Genomic DNA, 21,997 nt, shown 5'->3' with positions numbered 1-21,997 from the left:
TATGACGGTGCAGGCGTTGCGGCGGTTCGAGCCGCCGCCAGCGCCCGATTTTGCGCCGCTGTGGATCCGGCGCGCCTTCGTTCTGACCGGCACGGCGATCCTGACCGCGGCAGGCTGTTATGAGATGTACCGGGTGCTCCGGGTCGGCGGTGTCACGGTCCTGGAGTCGATCATCCTTGCGCTGTTCGTGCTGCTGTTTGCATGGATCGCCTTCTCCTTCATGTCGGCGCTTGGCGGTTTCTTCGTGCTGCTGATGAGAAGGAGGGATGAGCTCGGCATCGACGCCAGTGCGCCCCTGCCCGCGATCAAAAGCCGCACCGCGATGCTGCTGCCGACCTATAATGAGGACCCCTATCGCGTGCTGGCAAGATTGCGCGCGATCTATGAATCGGTCGAACAGACCGGACACGGCGCGCAGTTCGACTGGTTCGTGCTGAGCGACACCACCGATACCGCGATCTGGATCGCCGAGGAAAAGTGCTTTCTCAAGCTTCGGCAGGACGTCGGCAGCGCCGCCGCGATCTTCTATCGCCACCGCCCCGAGAACATCGCGCGCAAGTCGGGCAATATCGAAGAGTGGGTCAGGCGGTTCGGCTCCAAATATGAATGCATGCTGATCCTGGACGCCGACAGCTTGATGACGGGCGACAGCATCGTTCGGCTCGTTGCCGCGATGGAGGCGCATCCGAAGGCCGCGCTGATTCAGACGCTACCGGTCATCGTCAATGCAAGATCGCTGTTCGCGCGCTGGCAGCAATTCGCAGGCCGCCTGTACGGTCCGATGCTGGCCGCGGGGATCGCATGGTGGCATGGCTCGGAGGGCAATTACTGGGGCCACAACGCCATCATTCGCGTCCGCGCCTTTGCGCAACATGCAGGGCTACCCGAACTCCGCGGACGCAAGCCGTTCGGCGGGCATATCATGAGCCATGACTTCATCGAGGCGGCGCTGATGCGGCGCGGCGGCTGGGCCATCCATATGGCGCCGGCGCTCCGCGGCAGTTACGAGGAATCTCCGCCCACGCTTTCAGATTTTGCCGCGCGTGACCGTCGCTGGTGCCAGGGCAATCTGCAGCATCTGGCGCTGCTGCCGACCCGCGGCTTTCACTGGGTCTCGCGGCTTCATCTGCTGACGGGGATCGGATCATATCTCACCGCGCCGCTCTGGCTGATCTTTCTTGTTTTCGGAATCCTGGTCTCGTTGCAAGCGCAGTTCGTACGGCCCGAATATTTTCCGAAAGGATATTCGTTGTTTCCGCAATGGCCGGCGCAGGATCCGGTCCTGGCAGCATGGGTATTTGCAGGCACGATGGGAATGCTGATCGTGCCGAAGCTGCTCGCCTTCATCGTGCTCCTTGCCGATCGCGACACGCGGAGGAAGTTCGGCGGCGGCCTGCTGGTGCTTGGCGGCATCGGTGCCGAGACAATCCTTTCCGGTTTGACCGCGCCTGTCATGATGATCTTCCAGTCGTCCGCTGTCGGCGAAATCCTGTTTGGGCGCGACGCTGGATGGCAGGTTCAGCGCCGGGATGATGGCGCAGTCGCGCAGCGCGACATCCTCGGCACCTATTCAGTGCCGACATTGATCGGCATCGCCATGGCCATCAGCGCCTATGCCGTGTCGCTGTCGTTGCTGCTGTGGATGACGCCGGTGATCCTCGGGCTGTTGCTTTCCATTCCGATCGCGATGCTGTCGTCATCGCCGGGTGCGAACCGCAGGTCCGGATTGTTCAGGACTCCCGAGCAGACGGCCCCGCCGCCGGTGCTGGCGCGCGCCAACGGGCTCGCGGGCGTGCCGCATTCGTCGCTCCCCTGCCCGCTGCGCGAATTGCTCGACGATGCTCGCCTGCTCGAAGCACACCTGAACAACCTCTCCGGACAGAAGCCGCGGAAGCGCGGCGACGTCGATCCGCATCTCGCGATCGCGCGCGCGAAGATCGAAGATGCCGAAACGTTCGATGAAGCGGCGGGGTATCTGAGCCAGCGCGAGAAGTTCGCGGTGCTCAATGCGCCTGCGACCCTCACCGCGCTGCTGGCGCTACCCCGCCATCGGGCCTGAAATCCGGCCTCATTCGGGTCACTGCAACCTGAGCTAGCCTTGATCGGACCGGATCACCCGCGGCGCAACCTTGGCCAATCTGGCAATTCTGCTAGACTACCCGTCAGCGAGGCAAAAATGGAAGCGCCCGGCCCCGAGCGAAGACTCGCTGCGGTCCTTGCCGCCGACATGGTCGGCTACAGCCGGCTGATGGAGGTCGACGAGGCAGGGACACTCGCACGCCTGAAAACCCATCGGCTCGAGCTGATCGATCCCTCCATCGCCAAGAACCGGGGCCGCATTATCAAGACCAGCGGCGACGGCATGCTGGTGGAATTCCACAGCGTCGTTGATGCGGTATCGTGCGCCGCCGAGATCCAGCGCCGGATGGCGCGGCGCAATGCCGACGTGTCGCCGGCGCGGTGGATCCAGTTCCGCATCGGTATCAATCTGGGCGACATCCTCATCGAGGAGAACGATATTTTCGGCGACGGCGTCAACATCGCGGCGCGTCTCGAAGTGCTCGCCGAGCCGGGCGGCATCTGCGTCTCGGGCGCCGTGCGCGATCAGGTCGGCGACCGGCTTGACGACATCGCCTTTGAGGATCTCGGCAACCAGAACGTCAAGAACATCACCCGCCCGATTCACGTCTTCCGGGTGCGCCTCGCGCTGGATGCAGCCGAGGCGCATGCAAGCGGCAAGGACGGCGCGGCGACCGGAATCACGACGAGGAAGCCATCCATCGCCGTGCTGCCGCTGGTCAACATGAGCGGCGATCCGGAGCAGGAATTCTTTGCCGACGGCCTCACCGAGGACATCATCACCGAGCTGTCGCGGTTTCGCGACCTGCTCATCATCTCGCGCAACTCGACCTTCGTGCACAAGGGCAAGGCGGTGAAGGTGCAGGAGGTCGCGCGCGAACTCGACGTCGAATATGTGCTCGAGGGCAGCGTGCGCAAAGCCGGCGATCGCGTTCGCGTCACCGTGCAGTTGATCGACGCGCAAACCGACCGGCATGTCTGGGCCGAACGCTACGATCGCAAGCTCGAGGATATATTTGCGATCCAGGACGAGGTGACCGGAGCGATCGTTGCCACGCTTCCCGGCCGCGTCGAGGCCGCCACACAGGAACGGGCGAAGCGCAAGCGGCCGGACAACATGGCGGCCTATGAGTGCGTGCTCGCCGCCAAGGTGCTGCACCACCGCTCGCGGCGCGAAGACAATGCGCAGGCGCAGATCCTGCTCGACCGCGCCATCGCGCTCGATCCGAACTATGCGCACGCCCATGCCTGGAAGGCCTGCGTGCTGGGGCAGACCTGGACCTATGGATGGTGCGAAGATCGCGACGCCACCTTCCAGCAGGTGGCTGCCGAGTTGCAGATCGCGCTGGCGCTCGATGACAATGACAGCGACGTTCACCGCATCCTGGCCGCGGTGAACCTGACGCGCGACGATCATGACAGGGGCGCCTATCATCAGGAGCGGGCGCTCGCACTCAATCCCAACTACGATCTCGTCGTGGTGCAGCAGGGCGAATTTCTGACCTGGCTGGGGCGGCCGGAAGAAGGAATCGACTGGATCAGGAAGGCGATGCGCCTCAACCCGTTCCACCCCGAGCGCTTCTGGAGCCACCTCGGTCGGGCGTATTATTGCGCGGAGAAATTTGCCGAAGCCGCCGAGGCTTTCGCGCGGATCACGCGGCCCGACTTTACCCATCACGCCTTCCTCGCCGCCATCTTCGCGCAGATGGGCGACGCCGTTGCGGCCGGCGCGCATGCCGCAGAGGTCATCAAGCTTGAGCCGGGTTTCTCGGTGGCCGCCTATCTCGCGACCCAGCACTACAAGCACGAGGCCGATCGGGCACGTCACGAGGCGGGCCTCCTCAAGGCCGGGTTACCGGCGTGAGGTCGGCAGGATCAGATCGCGATGGATGAAGTTTTGATGCTGCCGGCCCGTAGCTCGCGACGGAGAGCCTGCTTTCGCCAAGCGGCTTCGCCGTGGCAGCCTTCGCTTGCTTCGCTACGATAGGACTGAGGGTGGCTTGCCGAGCCGTAGCTTGCGAAGCAAGCGAAGGCTGGTGGGCGCGACAGGGATCGAACCTGTGACCCCTACCATGTCAAGGTAGTGCTCTCCCGCTGAGCTACGCGCCCCAGAATGGGATGACCTGTCATCCCGCTCCAGCTTTATTCGTATTGGGTGGGGTCCGTATATCGGCTCCAAAGCGCCCGGGCAAGGATGCTCGGGACTAATTTCTGGTGCCTTTTTGAACGAAATAGCCGCCGAATCAGGCCGCCAGCATCTTGTTCACTTCGCTGACCAGTTCGCGGAGGTGAACGGGCTTGGCCAGCACCTTGGCGTTCTTGGGTGCCTCCGAATCGGAATTCAGGGCGACCGCGGCAAAGCCGGTGATGAACATGATTTTGATGTCGGGGTCGAGTTCCGAGGCGCGGCGCGCCAGTTCGATGCCGTCCATTTCGGGCATCACGATATCGGTCAGCAGCATCTCGAACGGCTCCTCACGAAGCCGCTGATAGGCCGACATGCCGTTGTCGTGGGGCGAAACCTGAAACCCGGCGTTTTCCAGCGCCTTGACCAGGAAACGTCGCATGTCGTTGTCGTCTTCAGCGAGGAGGATCTTGTGCATGGCGTTCAGTCGTCGAACCTGGCTTGGAGGATCATTGCGCCCACTAAGCCCGACAGAGGGTAAATTTCGGGTGAAAGGTAACGGCTTCTTGGCGGCAGCGGGCGGCGCTATTTTTGTAGCGGCGCGCATCTGGATCGATCAACGCGGCGCTTTTCAGGCGTTTACGACACCTTCCAGGAGAACGGTGGCTTTTTTCGCTTGGCAGAATGATTACGATTACGGACAATGCATCCTTACAACGCCCTGCCCTTCCGGCAGAATCGGTCGCATGATCGGCCAGCCGAAGGGAAATGCGGACATTCAAGGGACGGCGCCCGACGATGACCCAGTTTGATGGCGAACTGTCGCCTCCCTTCGAGATCGTGGAGCCGCAGCATTGGCGGGCGCCGATCATCTTCAACTCGCCCCATTCCGGCTCGGTCTACCCGACCGAATTCCTCAACGCCTCCCGGATCGACCTCGCCGCGCTGCGCCGGTCCGAGGATTCGTTCATGGACGAATTGATCGGCGGTCTGAGCGACCAGGGCTTTCCGACGGTGCGGGTCAATTTCCCCCGCTCCTATGTCGACGTGAACCGCGAGCCCTATGAACTCGATCCACGGATGTTCACCGGCCGCCTGCCGAGCTTTGCCAATACCCGCTCGATGCGGGTGGCCGGCGGCCTCGGCACCATCCCGCGCGTGGTCGGCGACGGGCAGGAAATCTATCGCGAGCGGCTTTCCGTCGATGACGCGCTGGGGCGGATCGAGGCGCTCTACAAGCCGTACCACCGAGCGTTGCGGCGGCTGATCAACAAGGCCCATCAGGCGTTCGGGACCGTTATCCTGGTCGATTGCCACTCGATGCCGTCGGTCGGCGTGTCCAGAGATGAGCCGCGGCGGCCCGATATCGTGATCGGCGATCGCTACGGCACCAGTTGCGCGAGCCTTTTGCCCGATGTCGTCGAGCACATCATGAGCGGGCTCGGCTATTCGATCGGCCGCAACAAGCCCTATGCCGGCGGCTTCATTACCGAGCACTACGGCAACCCTGCGAGCGGCCTGCACACCGTGCAGCTCGAACTCAACCGCGCGATCTACATGGATGAGCGGCGCAGGGAGCGCAGTCCCCGCTTTGCCCAGGTGGTCACCGATTTCGCTGCGCTCGCGGAAGCCTTGGCACGGGTCCCGCTCGGCGACCTCGGCCCATTCCAGGCGGCGGCGGAGTAGAGGCTGCGTCGTCGTTCCGGGATGGTCCGAAGGACCAGACCTCAGATGCGCAATTGCGCATCGGGGAATCTCGAGATTCTCAGGTGCGCAGTTGCGCACCATAGTTCGCTTCGCGCCCCGGAATGACGTGGCACCCCAAAAGAAAAAAGGGCCGCTTGAATGAACAAGCGGCCCAAGTCTAGGGAGGAAACGCCCAAGGAGGGCAGCGATAGCGCGAGGCGCTACCGCACCGCAACAATATGCGACCGCGCTGCACAAAAGGCAAGAGTTTTCGGACCTCTTCCGGTGCAACCCAGGTCAGTCTGGCGAATCGGCAACACTGGCGGATCCGACATTTTAGTTAAGAAATATCAAGGGCTTACAGATTAATATGCGTCAGTTCCGTACTTACTGCAGTGCTGGTATGCCAAAACTCGCGACTTCGTGATGGCCGGGCTAACCAAAAATCCACGCCTGAAACGAAGCCTTTTCGAAAGCGATTCGAAAGTCTGTTCGCAAGACGAATGGGAATAACGTGCCGTTAGCGATGCGCGGCAGCCCGGATTGGGCTAGAGCTTCGGTTCTGATTGAATCAGAACCGAAGCTCTAGCTTCTTGTTTCGACGCGTTTTCTTCACGCGAACCGGTATCCACTTCGCTCGAAAACGCTATGGGCAAGAGACGGCATTTCTAGTGCGGTAAGGGACAGCCGTGACGGTCATCGATTTTACAGCCTTTATCGGGCGCCTTGCTACCGCTTCGGGCGAGACCATCCTGCCGTTCTTCCGGACCTCACTTTCGATCGACAACAAGAGCGCCAGCGATTTCGATCCGGTCACCGAGGCTGACCGCGCCGCCGAAGCCGTCATGCGCCGCCTGATCAAGGCCAATTTCCCCCAGCACGGCATCGTCGGCGAGGAATTCGGCACCGAGCGCGAGGATGCCGAATATGTCTGGGTGCTCGACCCGATCGACGGCACTAAGTCCTTCATCGCGGGCTTTCCGATCTGGGGCACCCTGATCGCGCTCCTGCACAAGGGCATGCCGGTGTTCGGGATGATGAACCAGCCCTATATCGGCGAGCGCTTTTCCGGCGATAGCGGCTCGGCGCACTATTCCGGGCCATCCGGCGAGCGCCGGCTGACGGTGCGCCGCTGCGCATCGCTGAAGGAGGCGACCTCCTTCACCACCAGTCCGCTGCTGATGAACGCCGCCGACCGCGAGATCTTCGGCCGGGTCGAAAATGCAGTGAAGCTGTCACGCTATGGCGGCGACTGCTATTCCTACTGCATGCTGGCGGCCGGCCATCTCGACCTCGTGGTCGAGACCGAACTCAAGCCCTATGACATCGCGGCATTGATCCCGATCGTCACCGGGGCCGGCGGTGTCGTCACCAATTGGGAGGGCGGACCCGCCCAGAGCGGTGGCCGCATCGTCGCCGCCGGCGACGCCCGGGTACACGAGGCCACGCTGAAATTGCTGAACAGCTAGAGACGGCCACGTCACCCAGAGTTCGGTAAGACGCGCGCGTACCGACGAACTGCTGCTTTGCTCCCGTGCAACCTTGCATCGAGCGGTTCATCGCGTACGATGCCCTGAACACGCACGTTAGATGCGGGATCGGGGAGCACTCATGAGACCGCTGAGCAAGCTGCTTGCCGGACTGACGCTGTTGTTGTTGCCGACGCTGGCCTCAGCGCAGGATTTCCCGAGCAAACCCATCAAGCTGATCGTGCCGTTCCCGGCCGGCGGTCCCAACGACATCATCGCGCGGCTGGTCGGCCAGCGCATGTCGGAAATCACGAAGCAGCCGGTCGTGATCGACAATCGCGGCGGCCAGGCCGGCGTGCTCGGCACCGATGCGATCGCAAAGGCAGCCCCCGACGGCTACACGATCGGAATCGTGAGCGCGAGCGCGCTGGTCATCAATCCGACAATGGAAAAGGTGCCCTACGACGTGGCGAAGGATTTCGCGCCCATCACGCTCGTGACGACAGTGCCGGAAATGCTGGTCGTCGCCAGCAACGTGCCCGCTGGTGATATGAAGGAACTGATCGCGCTCGCCAAGGCACAGCCCGGGAAACTCAATTTCGCTTCCGCCGGTGTCGGCGGCATGCCGCATCTTGCTGGCGAACTGCTCAAGCTGACGGCGGGAATCGACATCGTGCACGTGCCCTACCGGGGCGCTGCGCCCGCCATCAACGATCTGCTCGGCCAGCAGGTGCAGATGGCGTTCCTCGATCTGCCGGTGCTGCTGCCGCATATCAAGGCGGGCAGCCTGCGCCCGATTGCCCTTGGCGCGCCGAAACGTGCGCCCACCTCACCTGACGTGCCGACCACCGCGGAAGTCGGCATGCCGGATCTCCTGATCGAAAACTGGTACGGCATGATCGCGCCGGCCGGAGTGCCCGAGGCGATTGTCGCCACGCTGAACCACGTCGCCAACGAGGCGATGAACGATCAGCAGGTGAAGCAGAAGCTTGCAGATCAAGGCCTGACGGTTGCCGGCAACACGCCGGGGCATTTTCGCGACTACATCGGAACCGAGGCCCAAAAGTGGGCGCGCGTCATCAAGGCTGCCGGCCTCGCCACCGGCAAGTAACGCCGGGCCATCCCAGACGTTCAGCATTCGCTTTCCTCAACGTGGCGCAGATTTGCGGAGGTGCTCGGCCAATTGCTGCGCCGGCTTGGGCAGCGCCCGAAAGCTCCGGGCGCAGATCACGAGCCGCCGGTTGGCCCAGGAGTCCCTGATCCTGATGACATTGATCTTCGTCGATCGCGCGCATCGCTTTGCCGCGACTTCAGGCATCACGCCAATGCCGATGCCGGCGGCGACCATCTGGCTAATCGCATCGAAATTGTTCAGCCGTGCACGAAAGCGCAGCCGCGCACCGAGACGCGCGGCGTGTCCGCTGACATGGGCATGGAGCGCGATCGAACTGATCAAGCCGACGAAATCGCGCTCCACTACTTCGGCGAAATCGACCTGCCGCCGATTAGCCAACTCGTCGTTCCGCGCGGCGACCAGCACCAGCCGGTCTTCGCTGAACGGCATCCGCTCGATATTGTCTGCAAGCGCGTGTTCGGCCGCAAGCCCGAGATCGGCGGCACCGATGACGATGGCGCGGGCAATGTCGCTGCTTTCGCGTTCCTCGACGTCGATCGAAATGTTAGGATGTGCCGCCAGAAAGGCCGCCAATGTCTTCGGCAGATATTCCGAAAGTCCCGACGTGTTAGCGAGCAAGCGGACGGTGGCCTTCATGCCGCGGGCAAAGTCGGCGAGATCGCCGCGCATGGTCTCGACATTGTGGAGCACGATCCTGGCATGGTCGAGCAGGCTTTCGCCGGCCGGCGTCAGTTCGACGCCGCGGCGGCCGCGCCTCAGCAGCGAAACGCCGAGCGCTTCTTCCAGGCCCTTGATCCGCTCACTCGCCGACGCCAGCGCAAGATGGATCCGCTGCGCGCCATTGGTGATGCTGCGGGCCTCGGCGACCGCGATGAAAAGCTGAAGATCGACCAGATCGAAACGCATGGGGAAATCCTGGGCGTGACTCGCAGCAGGCCGTCAATGCCAGCGAAGCGAAGCAATCCACTTCTCCGCACGGGGATAGGGGATAGATGGATTGCTTCGTCGCTATCGCTCCTCGCAATGACGGAGGCCAGATAGCCTTCGCCCTAGCCGAAGGCTGTCTCCGTAATCTCCAGATTGTGCCTGATACGCCGATAGGTCAATGTCCGCCCATGTTCGATTCCCTGCTCATTCTCATCGCCGCGGCGTTCCTGCTGGCCGGCTTCATCAAGGGCGTGATCGGGCTCGGCCTGCCGACGGTCTCGATGGGCCTGCTCGCGGTGACGATGCCGCCGGCGCAAGCGATTGCGATCATGATCGTGCCGGCGATCGTCACCAATATCTGGCAGACCTTCAGCGGCCCGTACTTGCGCGACATCATGCGGCGGCTGTGGCCGCTGATGGCCGGCACCGTCGCCGGCATCTGGCTGAACGCGGGACTGTTGACCGGGCCCTACGCGCCCTATGGCACCGTCGTGCTCGGCACGCTGCTGGTGATCTACGCGGTCCTCGGTCTCAGCAAGCTCCACTTCAAGGTTGCGCGCCGCGACGAGAAATGGATCGGCGGCATCGTCGGCCTGGTCACCGGCGTGGTGTCGGCCGCCACCGGCGTTCAGGTGATTCCGTCGATGCCTTATCTGCAGGCGATCGGGATGGAGAAGGACGAACTGGTGCAGGCGCTCGGCGTGTTCTTTACCGTCGCCACGGTGGCGCTCGCCTTCAATCTCACCGCCGCGGGCCTGCTGACGGCGGCGACTGCACTGCCCGGCGCCGTCGCGATGGTGGCGTCCTTTACCGGCATGTTCATCGGACAGGCGGTGCGGAATCGTATGCAGCCGGACGTGTTCCGCCGCTGGTTCCTGATCGCGATGATCTTGCTCGGCCTCTATCTCGCCGGCAGCGCCTTCGTGAAAATCCACGGCTGAAGCATCAGCGCGCCTCCAGCATCGCCACGCGGATACCGAGATAGACGAACAGCCCGCCGAGTGCGCGGTTGATCCAGGCCACCGCGCCGGCCGATTGCCGGATGCGGCCCGCGGCCCGGGCCGCGAAGGCGGCGATGCAAAAGCACCACAACGTGCCGCTGGTGATGAAGATCAGGCCGAGCACCAGGAAGGCCAGCGTCTTGTGAGCAGACTCCGCCGCCACGAATTGCGGCAGGAACGCCAGAAAGAACAGCGCCACCTTCGGATTGAGCACGTTGGTCAGGGCGCCCTGCCAGAACACGCGGGCAAGCGATGTCTCGCTGCCTGCCGAGCCATTGCCTGCCACTCCCGCCTCCGCCAGCGGGCGCGAACGCGACAAGAGCATCTGGACACCCGTAAACAGCAGATAGGCGGCGCCGACCCATTTCAGGACCGCAAAGGCCGCAGACGACGCCATCAACAGCGCCGACAGGCCGATGGCGGCGCCGAACACGTGAACGAGGCAGCCGGCACTGATTCCGGTCGCCGCAGCCGCCCCGCCGCGCCATCCGAACTGGATGCTGCGGCCGATAATGTAGGCCGTGTCCGGCCCCGGGGTGATATTGAGCAGCAGGCCCGAAAGGATGAATAGCCAGAGTTGGTGAATGCCGAGCATCTCTATCATCATTTGACGGTTCCCCTGGGTGTCCCCGCGGCCCTATTGCGCACATGCCAATCCCTTAGGGATTGCAATACTATCATGAGCAAATCGGGCTTCCACCAGATTGCGCATATTTTATAAACATTGGAATTGGTTGGCTGACCGCGTAGTGGTTATCCTGCCCGTTCGGGTGTCATTGGGGATATAGTGGGGATATGGAAAGACGCCTGGCAGCCATCGTCTGCGCTGACGTCGCCGGCTACTCCCGAATGATGGGAGCCGACGAGGCGGGGACGCATGCCACGTTCAAGGCCCATCGAAGCGCGATCTATCCGATCATCCTCAATCATGGCGGCCGGCTGGTGAAGAACACCGGCGACGGCTTCCTCCTGGAATTTCCCTCTATCGTCGGCGCCATCGAGGCCGCGGTCGCGATGCAGATGGTGATGGCGGAACGCAACGAACACCTGCCCGCCGATCGCGCCATGCAGTTTCGCATGGGCATCCACATGGGCGACGTGATGGCCGATGAGGACGAGGTGTTCGGCGACGACGTCAATATTGCCGTCCGCCTCGAATCGGTCGCCGCGCCCGGCGGCGTGGCGGTTTCGGGCAAGGCCTGTCATGAAGCGGGCAAGCGCCTCAGCGTCACATTCGTCGACGCCGGTCCCTACCGGTTCAAGAACATCGAGGAGCCGATCCATGTCTGGACCTGGCAACCCGACGGTGTCGACAGCGGGCCGGCCCGTAAAGCCGCGTCCGAGATATCGGCTACCAACCTGCCTGCCCAATATCGCACCGCGATCGTGGGCGTGCTGCCGTTCACGAATTTGAGCGAAAGCGCGGACGAGTATTTTTCCGACGGGCTGACCGAGGACTTGATCCACGCGCTATCACTGCAATCGTTCTATCGGGTGCTGAGCCGCAACTCGACGTTCTCGTTCAAGGGAAAGAACGTGAGCACGCGCCTGATCGCGCGCGAGATCGACGCCACCTACCTGATCCAGGGCTCGGTGCGCCGCGCCGCCAACAAGATCCGCGTCACCGCCGACTTGATCGCGCCCGAAACCGGCGAGCAATTATGGACCGGCCGGTTCGACCGCGACATGGGCGACCTGTTCGCGATGCAGGACGAACTCACCACCAGCCTGTCGGCGGCGATCGCGGCCGAAATCTACCGGGCGGAAGCGTCCGCCCCGCCCCGTTCCTCGTCGAACGACATCAGCGCCTGGGATCGCTTCCTCAAGGGGCTGTCCTACTACTACCTGCACACCAAGGCGGACTACGAAACCTCGATCAGCCTGTTCAAGGAAGCCATCGCGCTCGATCCGACGCTGTCGATCGCCCGCGCCTATCTCGCCACCATCCAGATCCAGGGCATTCAGTTCGGATGGATCAAGAGCACGCGCGAATTGTGGGACTCCGCGATGTGTCTCGCGGAGAGCAGCGTCCGGCTCGATCCCCGCTCGTCTTTCGCGTTTCAGATTCTGGCTTATCTGCACGCGGTGGAAGGACACTACGAGGCGTCAATGGATGCGGCAAAGCGCGCAGTCGGGCTCAATCCGTACGACATGGGTGCCCGCGGCGTGCTCGGCTTTTGTCATCTGATGAGCGGCGAACACCGGCAAGCCATCGAACTGTTTACGATGGCAGCGCAGCAAGGCAACAACGACCCTCGATATCAGTGGGCCGCCGTGAACGCGTTCAGCCATTACCTGCTCGGGCAATATGACGCTTCGCTGTCCTGGGCGCGCGAAGAGCTTTATGTCAATCCCAATCATCTCCAGGCGCTGGCGATACGGGCGGCAGCGCTCGCGCAATTGGGACGAACCGCGGAAGCCAAGAGCGCGGCCGAGGTCCTCCTGAGCAACTATCCAAACCTGACCGTCGACCGGTACTTGCGGAACTTTCATTGGAAGTCGGCGGCCGACATCGCCCATTATCGCGACGGCCTCGTGAAGGCCGGTATCCCCTTCAGCAGATTGACCGTCGTCGACTCCGCTCCGAAGCTTGCCGCGGATTCTTGACGGGCGGACGGCGCCTCGGTTGACACGGCGTCGAATTCCGCCAAACTTACCTACACCCTGAAGTAGCGCGCCGCCGAATTCCATTTTCAGAACCGTCATCCCCTCCGCGTCGGGAGCGGCCATTTTCATATTCGGCGCCTTTGAGGATTTGAGCCATGTCGGACCAACGCATTGCCACCGCCCCGGGCGCTGCGCCCGCCGGGCAGTTACCCGTTTCGCCCAATAATCCCTGCCCCTTTCTGCGCGCATTGGTCGCCAACGGCTATGTCGGCGGCCATGTCGTGCCGCTCTCGCAACTCTCCGAAATGATCGGATTGGCAAGCGGCGAAACCGGCTCTGCCCAAAAGACGGTGCGGCTGAAAGCCTCGATGATCGCCGTCATTGCCAACGGCCTCGGGCCGCTGCGCGTATTCAAGAGCGCAAAGTCTGGCGCCGTGCTCGACGAGCTGCGCAACGGCCCGCTCGACAAGCATGGCGGCGGTTCACGCATTCTCGATGCCGAAGCAAACGTCCATGAGGACCAAATCGAACGGCTCGCCAGCTTCGGCAAGGACTGCAAAAATCCCGCTGGAGGCATCGAGATCGGACTGACAGCGAAGGAGATCGAGGCCTTCATGGCAGACAATATCAAGCGCGACGGCGATGCGGCGCGCTGGTACTTCCCGATCCTGATGAAGGGCGAATGGCCGGTCCTGCTGAAAATCCTCGGCAAAGGCGAAGGCGAGGCGCGCTACCTCAGCGTCGCCGAAGTCAGGACGCTGTTCGTCGAGCGGCGTTTGCCTGAGCGGATCACGGATCGGCTGCCGAAGCCGGCGGCTGCCAAGATATGAGCTCTCGTGTCCCGGACGCGGTGCAGCGTGTAACGCTGCGCCGCAGAGCCGGGACCTGCTGCGGCAACATATGGACCCCGGATCAGCAGCGCACCACGCCGCTCGCCATAGCGCGTCGAAGACGCGCGTGAACGCGCTTATGGCGCTGCGCAGCATCCGGGGCACGCCGGCGCGTACTGCGCAATCACTTGAACAGCGGCGTGCCCGGCACGAACGCATCAAACGCCGCCCAGAATTGCGAGCGGTAGCGGTCCTGCTCCTGCAGGATCTCGTGCTTGGAGCCCGCGATCACCAGATGCGAGCCGGCGCGTAAGTGATAGGCGAATTCCTCGATCGCCGCCGTTGAGACGATGGTGTCGTTGCTGGCGGCCAGCATCAGGATCGGCTGGCGGATTTCGGACGGGTAGTTCATGCCGCGAAAGATATTCATCGCCCGGAACGCGGTATCGGCCCAGGCCACCGTCGGCGAGCCGATGCCCAGCGTCGGGTCTTCTTCCAGGATCGCGGCGTTGCGGGCGTAGCGCACGGGATCGCTGGTGAAGGGGTTGTTGATGAAAGATTCCGTTCCGGTCAGCGCATCGCTGCCGCCGGGCACGTAGCGGCCGCCCTGCCCCATCAGCCGCATGATCCGAAGCAGCGCCCGGGTCGGAAACGATGTCGTGCGCCCCGGCAGGTCGATCATCGGCGCCGACAGCACCATGCGGTCGAACCAGCGTTTTCCTGCATGCGCCACCCGCAGCATGACCGCGCCGCCCATCGAATGCGCCAGCGCGAAATACGGCGGCGGACAATCCGGCAGCACGACCTGCTGCACGAAGGTCTCGACGTCCACTTCGAAATCGGAGAAGTCGCGGACATAGCCTTTGCGCGGATCGCGCAGGCGGCGCGAGGAATGCCCCTGGCCGCGCCAGTCGATCATCGCCACCGCAAATCCGCGATCGCGCAAGTCCCGCACCGTCTCGAAATATTTTTCGATCTGCTCGCTGCGCCCGGTGAAGACGCAGACCGTGCCCTTGCGGCCCGCCGGCGGCGCCCAGCGTGCAAACCTCAGTTCCGCGCCGTCGGGCGTCTTGATAGTGCCCGAGACGACGTCCTCCGGAACCGGATTGGCAGGAATCGAGACGAGCGTCATGTCGGGAACCGGCTAGGTGAAAAGGGCTGAAAATCAAGGCGGGAGCGTAAAAAAGGGCCTGTTTCGCCCCTCTTGAACGCCGTTTCACCCCTCCCATATCACTTCTGTGCAGGCCACTACCAGTGTTTCGGAACCAAAGCCAAGGGCTTCAAAACCTAAGGCTCCAAAAACTGAGGCTGCACAGGACTAAAGCCCGGCCCGATGGCGGGCGGGTAATTGCAACAGTCGCTCAATGGAGGACTACCCTATGCGTACCTACGATCTTACCCCATTTTATCGTTCCACCGTCGGCTTCGACCGCTTCTTCAACCTGCTCGATCAGGTTACCTCCGACGGCAGCCCCGGTTATCCGCCCTACAACATCGAGCGCACCGGTGAGAACGCCTACCGCATCAGCGTTGCGGTTTCCGGCTTCTCGCAGGGCGAACTTTCGATCGTCGCGAAGGAAAACACGCTGACGATCAAGGGCGAGAAAACCGCCAACGAGAACGGCAAGGACAAATCCGAAGTGCTCTACCGCGGCATCGCCGCGCGCGCCTTCGAGCGCGTCTTCCAGCTTGCCGATTTCGTGCAGGTGAAGAACGCCTCGCTCGAGAACGGCTTGCTCCACGTCGATCTCGTCCGCGAGATCCCCGAGGCCAAGAAGCCGCGCAGCATTCCGATCAATTCGGGCGCGCAGGCCCCGCAGGTGGTCGACGCTTCGGTCGCCGCGTAACACGGTAGGTTCAGCCGGTATTGGCTGAACGCGAAAACGCCCCGGGCACCGGGGCGTTTTTTTGTGCGCATCACGAAGACGGCGCAATCCGGCTCCGCTCATTAACAGCGAATTTAAATGATGTCCGCTTCTGCAACGACCATCTGACCGCGTGCCCCGCCACCGGCGCCGGACAGCACGAATAGCGCATCGCAATGAAAACGCCCCGGAAAGATCGGGGCATTTTTTATTGCTGTCGTCCCTGCGTTCCAGGGACGACGACAGAGTTACTTCAGAGAGTTACTCCAGCCCCTGCACGTCAGGCATCGCCTGCGTCGGCGCAATCTGCGGGGCGGGCTTGGCCGGGACCGCACCCGTCACCGCCGGCGATGCTGCGGCCTGAACTTCGGTCGGCTTCGGCGCAGGCGCTGCAGCCTGCTTGACCGGCGCCGCTGCAGGTTTGGCGGCGACCGGACTGGCCTTCGGCATCGGCACCGCGCGGCTCGCGACATGGGAGGCCGGCCGCTGCGGCCGCGGCGCGGCCTGGACATTGGCCGGGGTGGCCGGCGCATGGGCCTGCGGCGGCGGAGCCCCCGGAGCTGCCGGAAGCGCACTGTGCTCCTCGTAGAAATTATCGCCCATCCGGGACGACGGCACGAAACGGATGATCCGGCCGTTGCGTGCGTCGATCACCAGCCGGCCGTCCTCGCCGCCGCGGTCGAGCGCCGCAATCGTGTAAACGATGCCGCGCAGCCTCGGGATACCAAGCGGCGAAAATCCGTTATCGCGCAAGACGGAATAGACTTCCGTCGACGGCAACAGTCCCGGACCGTATCCATACTGCGGCGCGGCTCCGTAGCGCGGCCCGGGCTCGTCGTACGGCCCGGGAACCGGTTGCGGTGCCACCGCATAGGGAGCGTCGAAATCCGATGCCGCCCTGTATGGCGAGCGCCCGATCTCATAAGGCCCGGGCACCTGCGCCTGCGCGCCGCCCACAAGAAGGACCAGTCCCGCCGCCAAAGATCCCGTGAACAACTTCATCACCGAAAGCTCCTGTAAGCCCCGCAGCCTCCGGACCGTAGCCGGAGCATTTTGCTCGCTCGCCGACGGCCCAGGGCGAATTTCATTGCGAAATCCGGCGGTCCTTGGGCCGGATCGGGGCGCTGCTGCCGCAAACTCCAGCGGGCGGCTTTTCCCCCGGGCCACCAAGCACAGATCCGCATGCGGGCGAGGACTTTCACGCGCTTGTGTGATAAAGAAAAATTTGGCATGGTCGAAGTTAGGACAGTATCACTGTCTCAATTGCGGAGCCGTCCCGGCACAGGGATTGCAACGAAACCGTGGCGACACGAGCTCCAGGGCAGTGCAGGCAAGGCCGTTCCTCAGGGACGTTGAACGCCCAAGCCTGAATTTAAGAAATTGCGGCTCGCGGCGGACGAGCGGTGGCCCGGTGGGTGCCGCAAGCGTCCAAGGTGCGCCGACGATGCGGTGAGGCCCTTAGCCTTTTTGAGAGGAATGAGATGAGCGGGTCGGAATTCGAGCGCGAAAACATCGTGACAGAAACCCTGTCGGCGACCGCGGCTTCGAAACCGGCCGATATTGCGCGCGAGCATGACTGGCGCCCGCCGGCCGAGGGCCTGTACGACCTCGGCATGGAGAAGGATTCCTGCGGCGTCGGCTTCATCGCCAACATCAAGGGCCGCAAGTCGCATCAGATCGTCTCCGACGCGATCAGCATTCTCTGCAACCTCGAACATCGCGGCGCAGTCGGCGCCGATCCGCGCGCCGGCGACGGTGCCGGCATTCTGGTGCAGATCCCGCACGCGTTCTTTTCGCGCAAGACTGCCGAGCTCGGCTTCAAGCTGCCGGAGCCCGGCCACTACGCGATCGGCGCGCTGTTCATGCCGAAGGAGACGGCGTGGCGAAAGGTGATCCAGAGCATCATCGCCGAACAGATCAAGGAAGAGGGTCTCGTGCTGCTCGGCTGGCGCGATGTGCCGTCCGACAACGCTTCGCTCGGCGAAACCGTCAAGCCGACCGAACCCTACCACATGCAGGTCTTCATCGGCCGCAACGGCACGGCGAAGACCGAGGACGAGTTCGAGCGCAGGCTCTACATCCTGCGCAAGTCGATCTCGCAGGCGATCTACCAGCGCCGCGACCGCGGGCTCGCCGGCTATTACCCGGTCTCGCTGTCGTGCCGGACGGTGATCTATAAGGGCATGTTCCTCGCCGACCAGCTCGGCAAGTACTATCCCGACCTGCACGAAGAGGATTTCGAGAGCGCGCTGGCGCTGGTGCATCAGCGCTTCTCGACCAACACCTTCCCGACCTGGTCGCTGGCGCATCCGTACCGGATGATCGCCCATAACGGCGAAATCAACACGCTGCGCGGCAACGTCAACTGGATGGCGGCGCGGCAGGCTTCCGTTCACTCGGAGCTCTACGGCAAGGACATCAGCCGCCTCTGGCCGATCTCCTACGAAGGCCAGAGCGACACCGCCTGCTTCGACAACGCACTCGAATTCCTGGTGCAGGGCGGCTACTCGCTGCCGCACGCCGTCATGATGATGATTCCGGAAGCGTGGGCCGGCAATCCGCTGATGGATGAGCAGCGCCGCGCCTTCTACGAATATCACGCAGCCCTGATGGAGCCGTGGGACGGCCCTGCCGCGATCGCGTTCACCGACGGCCGCCAGATCGGCGCCACGCTCGACCGCAACGGGCTCCGTCCCGCGCGCTATCTCGTCACCAAGGACGACCGCATCGTGATGGCGTCCGAAATGGGCGTGCTCAAGATCCCGGAGGATCAGATCGTCACCAAGTGGCGGCTGCAGCCCGGCAAGATGCTTTTGGTCGACCTCGAACAGGGACGCCTCATTCCCGACGACGAGATCAAGGCGACGCTGGCCAAGAGCCACCCCTACAGCGACTGGCTGCATCGCACCCAGCTCGTGCTGGAGGAATTGCCCGATGCGCCCGTCAAGGGCATGCGTTCTAACCTGCCGCTGCTCGACCGGCAGCAGGCGTTCGGCTATTCGCAGGAAGACATCAACATCCTGATGACGCCGATGGCGGCCACCGGCGAGGAAGCCGCCGGCTCGATGGGCAACGATACGCCGATCTCGGCGCTGTCGGACCGGCCGAAGCCGTTGTTCACGTATTTCAAACAGAATTTCGCGCAGGTCACCAACCCGCCGATCGACCCGATCCGCGAGGAACTCGTCATGAGCCTCGTCTCGATCATCGGGCCGCGGCCGAACCTGTTCGACCTGCAGGGCATGGCCTCGACCAAGCGGCTCGAGGTGCGCCAGCCGATCCTGACCGATGCGGACCTGGAGAAGATCCGCTCGATCTCCGATGTCGCTGATACCCATTTCAAGTCGCGCACGCTCGACACCACATTCCATGCCGGCTTCGGCGCGGCGGGGATGGAGCAGGTGCTCGACGAACTCTGCGCGCGCGCCGAAGGCGCGGTGCGCGAAGGCGTCAACATCATCATCCTGTCCGACCGCATGGCGGGCACCGACCGGATTCCGATCCCCTCGCTGCTCGCCTGCGCCGCCGTGCATCATCATCTGATCCGCACCGGCTTGCGCACCTCGGTCGGCATCGTCGTCGAATCCGGCGAGCCGCGCGAGGTGCATCATTTCGCATGCCTGGCCGGATACGGCGCCGAGGCGATCAATCCGTATCTGGCGTTCGAGACCATCATCGCGATGAAGGACCGCCTGCCGGGCGCGCTCGACGACTACGAGATCGTCAAGCGCTACATCAAGTCGATCGGCAAGGGCCTCCTGAAGGTGATGTCCAAGATGGGCATCTCGACCTACCAGTCCTATTGCGGCGCGCAGATTTTTGACGCCGTCGGGCTGAAGGCCGATTTCGTCGCGAAGTATTTTGCCGGCACCCACACCCGCATCGAGGGCGTGGGCCTGGTTGAAATCGCCGAGGAAACGGTGCGGCGCCATACGGACGCGTTCGGCGACGCGCAGGTTTACAAGACCGCGCTCGATGTCGGCGGCGAATACGCCTACCGCACCCGCGGCGAGGACCACGCCTGGACGGCTGAGTCCGTCTCAGCGCTGCAGCATGCCGTGCGCGGCAACTCGCAGGAGCGCTATCGCGCGTTCGCGAAGATCCTCAACGAGCAGTCGGAGCGGCTGTTGACGCTGCGCGGCCTGTTCCGGATCAAGACCGCCGAGGACGAGAAGCGCAAGCCGGTGAAGCTCGACCAGGTCGAGCCGGCCTCCGAGATCGTCAAGCGCTTCGCCACGGGTGCGATGAGCTTCGGCTCGATCTCGCGCGAGGCGCACACCACGCTGGCGATCGCCATGAACCGGATCGGCGGCAAGTCGAACACCGGCGAAGGCGGCGAGGAGGCCGATCGCTTCAAGCCGATGCCGAACGGCGATTCAATGCGCTCGGCGATCAAGCAGGTCGCGTCGGGCCGTTTCGGCGTGACGACGGAATATCTCGTCAACTCCGACATGATGCAGATCAAGATGGCCCAGGGCGCCAAGCCCGGTGAAGGCGGCCAGTTGCCCGGCCACAAGGTCGACGCGACGATTGCGCGCGTGCGGCATTCGACCCCCGGCGTCGGCCTGATCTCGCCGCCGCCGCATCACGACATCTATTCGATCGAGGATCTGGCGCAGCTCATCTACGACCTCAAGAACGTCAATCCGGACGGTCAGGTCTCGGTCAAGCTGGTTTCCGAAATCGGCGTCGGCACGGTGGCCGCGGGCGTTGCCAAGGCGCGCGCCGACCATGTCACCATTGCGGGCTTCGAAGGCGGCACCGGCGCCTCGCCGCTCACCTCGATCAAGCACGCCGGCAGCCCGTGGGAAATCGGGCTTGCCGAAACCCATCAGACGCTGGTGCGCGAGCGGCTGCGCAGCCGCATCGTGGTCCAGGTCGACGGCGGCTTCCGCACCGGGCGCGACGTCGTGATCGGCGCGCTTCTCGGCGCCGACGAGTTCGGTTTCGCCACTGCGCCGCTGATCGCGGCCGGCTGCATCATGATGCGCAAGTGCCATCTCAACACCTGCCCGGTCGGCGTCGCGACCCAGGATCCGGTGCTGCGCAAGCGCTTCACCGGCCAGCCCGAGCACGTCATCAACTATTTCTTCTTCGTCGCCGAGGAAGTGCGCGAGATCATGGCGCAGCTCGGCTACAAGAAGTTCGACGAAATGGTCGGCCAGACCCAGATGCTCGACCAGTCCACGCTGGTGGCGCACTGGAAGGCCAAGGGGCTCGACTTCTCAAAGCTCTTCGTCCGCCAGAAGGAAGAGAAGGGCCAGAAGATCTATCACGCCGAAGCCCAGAACCATCATCTGGAGAAGGTGCTCGACCGCCGCCTGATCGAGAAGGCGCAGGCCGCGCTCGACCGCGGCGCGCCGGTGAAAATCGAGGAAGAGATCAACAACACCGACCGCTCGGCCGGCGCGATGCTGTCCGGAGCAGTGGCGAAAATCTACGGCCATGCCGGGCTGCCGCATGACACCATTCATGTCAGCCTGAAGGGCACGGCAGGCCAGGCGTTCGGCGCGTGGCTGGCCAAGGGCGTCACCTTCGATCTCGAAGGCGAAGGAAACGACTATGTCGGCAAAGGCCTGTCGGGCGGCCGCATCGTCGTCAGGCCGCCGCGGAATTCCGGCATCGTGCCGGAAGAATCCATCATCGTCGGCAATACGGTGATGTACGGCGCGATCGAGGGCGAATGCTACTTCCGCGGCATCGCCGGCGAACGCTTTGCGGTGCGCAACTCCGGCGCTATCGCGGTCGTCGAAGGCGCCGGCGATCATTGCTGCGAATACATGACCGGCGGCATCGTCGTGGTGCTGGGCAAGACTGGCCGCAACTTCGCGGCCGGCATGTCCGGCGGCATCGCCTATGTGCTCGACGAGGCCGGCGACTTCGCAAAACTCTGCAACATGGCGATGGTTGAACTGGAGCCGGTGCTCTCGGAAGAGATGATCAACCAGAACACCTACCACCATTCCGGCGATCTCGAAGCGCATGGCCGGGTCGACGTGTTCCAGAACCTGCTCGACTCCGACATCGAGCGGCTGCACGTGCTGATCACGCGCCACGCCAAACTGGCTGGCTCGAAGAAGGCCGCCGAGATCCTCGCGAACTGGAAAGTCTGGCTGCCTAAATTCCGCAAGGTGATGCCGGTGGAATACCGCCGCGCGCTGAAGGAATTGAAGGTGAACGCCGACGCCGAGCCGAAAATCGCGATCGGGGCTTAAACCTTAGACCCTCATGGTGGGAGGCGCGAAGCGCCGTCTCGAACCATGAGGCCAACAC

The 21,997-nt window shown here is 63.4% G+C and carries 16 protein-coding genes and 1 tRNA gene; 11 read left to right on the top strand and 6 right to left on the bottom strand.

The genetic code is table 11. The features are described 5' to 3' along the window. The first annotated feature begins 1 nt into the window (after position 1). Both mdoH and V1277_RS19735 read left to right on the top strand, forming a co-directional pair. Positions 2 to 2,059 carry a glucans biosynthesis glucosyltransferase MdoH gene (gene mdoH / locus V1277_RS19740; RefSeq protein WP_442894587.1) on the top strand — a complete coding sequence of 686 codons (2,058 nt, stop codon included), beginning with the start codon at positions 2 to 4 and terminating at the stop codon, positions 2,057 to 2,059. A 117-nt stretch (positions 2,060 to 2,176) separates the two neighbouring features. Further along, positions 2,177 to 3,943, top strand: coding sequence for an adenylate/guanylate cyclase domain-containing protein (locus tag V1277_RS19735; RefSeq protein ID WP_334417734.1), 1,767 nt, complete (start codon positions 2,177 to 2,179; stop codon positions 3,941 to 3,943). Between the two features lie 170 nt (positions 3,944 to 4,113). Here the strand turns inward: V1277_RS19735 and V1277_RS19730 are convergent. Next, a tRNA-Val gene (locus V1277_RS19730) sits at positions 4,114 to 4,188 on the bottom strand. 134 nt (positions 4,189 to 4,322) lie between these two features. Further along, positions 4,323 to 4,682, bottom strand: a complete 360-nt coding sequence (cpdR, locus tag V1277_RS19725; RefSeq protein ID WP_027539837.1) for a cell cycle two-component system response regulator CpdR — start codon at positions 4,680 to 4,682, stop codon at positions 4,323 to 4,325. On the opposite strand from cpdR, the gene V1277_RS19720 reads away from it, so the two are divergent. From V1277_RS19720 to V1277_RS19705, 4 genes are all read left to right on the top strand, one after another. Next, a complete protein-coding gene (locus tag V1277_RS19720) occupies positions 4,681 to 5,016 on the top strand; it encodes a hypothetical protein (RefSeq protein ID WP_334417733.1) in 336 nt (111 codons plus the stop codon). The two genes, cpdR and V1277_RS19720, sit on opposite strands and share 2 nt — an antisense overlap. After that, positions 5,003 to 5,890 (top strand): N-formylglutamate amidohydrolase, encoded by an 888-nt coding sequence (locus V1277_RS19715; protein WP_334417732.1) that lies wholly within the window; start codon positions 5,003 to 5,005, stop codon positions 5,888 to 5,890. The genes V1277_RS19720 and V1277_RS19715 overlap by 14 nt, the downstream gene beginning before the upstream one ends. 689 nt (positions 5,891 to 6,579) lie before the next feature. Beyond that, positions 6,580 to 7,359: a histidinol-phosphatase gene (hisN, locus tag V1277_RS19710; protein ID WP_334417731.1), complete on the top strand. Its 780-nt coding sequence runs from the start codon at positions 6,580 to 6,582 to the stop codon at positions 7,357 to 7,359. A gap of 142 nt (positions 7,360 to 7,501) precedes the next feature. Next, on the top strand, positions 7,502 to 8,470 hold the full coding sequence (locus V1277_RS19705; protein ID WP_334417730.1) for a Bug family tripartite tricarboxylate transporter substrate binding protein: 969 nt from the start codon (positions 7,502 to 7,504) through the stop codon (positions 8,468 to 8,470). Positions 8,471 to 8,506: 36 nt separating this feature from the next. On the opposite strand, the gene V1277_RS19700 is transcribed toward V1277_RS19705, so the two are convergent. Further along, a complete protein-coding gene (locus tag V1277_RS19700) occupies positions 8,507 to 9,400 on the bottom strand; it encodes a LysR substrate-binding domain-containing protein (RefSeq protein WP_334417729.1) in 894 nt (297 codons plus the stop codon). Between the two features lie 209 nt (positions 9,401 to 9,609). Here V1277_RS19700 and V1277_RS19695 point away from each other — a divergent pair, with 209 nt between their 5' ends. Beyond that, positions 9,610 to 10,362 carry a sulfite exporter TauE/SafE family protein gene (locus V1277_RS19695; protein WP_334417728.1) on the top strand — a complete coding sequence of 251 codons (753 nt, stop codon included), beginning with the start codon at positions 9,610 to 9,612 and terminating at the stop codon, positions 10,360 to 10,362. 4 nt (positions 10,363 to 10,366) lie between these two features. Here V1277_RS19695 and V1277_RS19690 read toward each other — a convergent pair whose 3' ends face one another. Next, complete coding sequence (locus V1277_RS19690; protein ID WP_334376926.1) at positions 10,367 to 11,017, bottom strand: LysE family translocator; 651 nt, start codon at positions 11,015 to 11,017, stop codon at positions 10,367 to 10,369. A 200-nt stretch (positions 11,018 to 11,217) separates the two neighbouring features. Here V1277_RS19690 and V1277_RS19685 point away from each other — a divergent pair, with 200 nt between their 5' ends. Both V1277_RS19685 and V1277_RS19680 read left to right on the top strand, forming a co-directional pair. Then, positions 11,218 to 13,029: a tetratricopeptide repeat protein gene (locus V1277_RS19685; protein ID WP_334417727.1), complete on the top strand. Its 1,812-nt coding sequence runs from the start codon at positions 11,218 to 11,220 to the stop codon at positions 13,027 to 13,029. Between the two features lie 155 nt (positions 13,030 to 13,184). Beyond that, entirely contained in the window at positions 13,185 to 13,859 is a 675-nt protein-coding gene (locus V1277_RS19680) for a hypothetical protein (protein ID WP_334417726.1), read from the top strand. 184 nt (positions 13,860 to 14,043) lie between these two features. Here V1277_RS19680 and V1277_RS19675 read toward each other — a convergent pair whose 3' ends face one another. Beyond that, positions 14,044 to 14,991 (bottom strand): alpha/beta hydrolase, encoded by a 948-nt coding sequence (locus V1277_RS19675; protein ID WP_334417725.1) that lies wholly within the window; start codon positions 14,989 to 14,991, stop codon positions 14,044 to 14,046. A gap of 247 nt (positions 14,992 to 15,238) precedes the next feature. Here V1277_RS19675 and V1277_RS19670 point away from each other — a divergent pair, with 247 nt between their 5' ends. After that, positions 15,239 to 15,706 (top strand): Hsp20 family protein, encoded by a 468-nt coding sequence (locus V1277_RS19670; protein WP_028350462.1) that lies wholly within the window; start codon positions 15,239 to 15,241, stop codon positions 15,704 to 15,706. A gap of 279 nt (positions 15,707 to 15,985) precedes the next feature. Here the strand turns inward: V1277_RS19670 and V1277_RS19665 are convergent, their stop codons facing one another. Then, positions 15,986 to 16,726: a hypothetical protein gene (locus V1277_RS19665; protein ID WP_334420412.1), complete on the bottom strand. Its 741-nt coding sequence runs from the start codon at positions 16,724 to 16,726 to the stop codon at positions 15,986 to 15,988. 479 nt (positions 16,727 to 17,205) lie between these two features. Here V1277_RS19665 and gltB point away from each other — a divergent pair, with 479 nt between their 5' ends. Further along, on the top strand, positions 17,206 to 21,939 hold the full coding sequence (gene gltB / locus V1277_RS19660) for a glutamate synthase large subunit (protein WP_334417724.1): 4,734 nt from the start codon (positions 17,206 to 17,208) through the stop codon (positions 21,937 to 21,939). Positions 21,940 to 21,997 lie beyond the last annotated feature (58 nt).

Source organism: Bradyrhizobium sp. AZCC 1588 (assembly GCF_036924735.1).
Lineage (GTDB): Bacteria > Pseudomonadota > Alphaproteobacteria > Rhizobiales > Xanthobacteraceae > Bradyrhizobium.
Note: the sequence above shows the minus strand (reverse complement) of the source record. Positions and strands in the feature narration are given on the sequence as shown.